This is a genomic window from Kluyvera sp. 142486 (assembly GCF_046569695.1).
Lineage (GTDB): Bacteria > Pseudomonadota > Gammaproteobacteria > Enterobacterales > Enterobacteriaceae > Kluyvera.
Genome location: NZ_JBKHUI010000045.1, coordinates 1 through 713 on the forward strand (window position 1 = coordinate 1; position 713 = coordinate 713).

A 713-nucleotide genomic window follows, 5' to 3' on the forward strand; every position below is an offset into this window, starting at 1 on the left:
TTGTGCACAGAAAACCCCCAGCTAGGCTGGGGGTTCCGGAAAGCTTTCAGCTTTAAGCCAGTTATTAAAACCCCTTTTGATTTGTTAAAACACCTTGCGGTCTGGCAACTGCAAAAGTTCAACAAGAAATCAAAAGGGGGTCCCAATGGGGGACGAAAAGAGCTTAGCGCACACCCGATGGAACTGTAAATATCACATAGTTTTTGCGCCGAAATACCGAAGACAGGCGTTTTATGGAGAGAAACGCCGGGCAATAGGCAGCATCTTAAGAAAGCTATGTGAATGGAAAAACGTGAATATAGTGGAAGCAGAATGCTGTGTGGATCATATCCACATGCTTCTGGAGATCCCGCCGAAGATGAGTGTGTCGGGTTTTATGGGGTATCTGAAGGGTAAAAGCAGCCTGATGCTGTATGAGCAGTTTGGAGACCTGAAATTCAAATACAGGAACAGAGAGTTCTGGTGTAGAGGGTACTACGTCGACACGGTGGGTAAGAACACGGCGAAGATACGGGAATACATAAAGCACCAGCTTGAAGAGGATAAAATGGGCGAGCAGTTATCGATCCCATATCCGGGTAGCCCGTTTACGGGCCGTAAGTAGCGAAGTCTGATGCAAATGTCAGATCGTATGCGCCTGTTAGGGCGCGGCTGGTAAGAGAGCCTTATAGGCGCATCAGAAAAACCTCCGGCTATGCCGGAGGATATTTATT

The 713-nt window shown here is 47.5% G+C and carries 2 protein-coding genes; both read left to right on the forward strand.

Going from position 1 to position 713, the window contains the following annotated elements; translation table 11 throughout:
• A partial coding sequence (locus ACLGE8_RS22665; protein ID WP_411001372.1) for a hypothetical protein occupies positions 1 to 189 on the forward strand: 189 nt, incomplete at its 5' end.
• Positions 146 to 604, forward strand: a complete 459-nt coding sequence (gene tnpA, locus ACLGE8_RS22670; protein ID WP_411001374.1) for an IS200/IS605 family transposase — start codon at positions 146 to 148, stop codon at positions 602 to 604. The genes ACLGE8_RS22665 and tnpA, both read left to right, overlap by 44 nt.
• The last annotated feature ends 109 nt before the right edge of the window (positions 605 to 713 follow it).

Coding starts and splice junctions, on each gene's coding strand:
- tnpA (WP_411001374.1), top strand. CDS start 146: ATGGGGGACGAAAAGAGCTTAGCGCACACCCGATGGAACTGTAAATAT.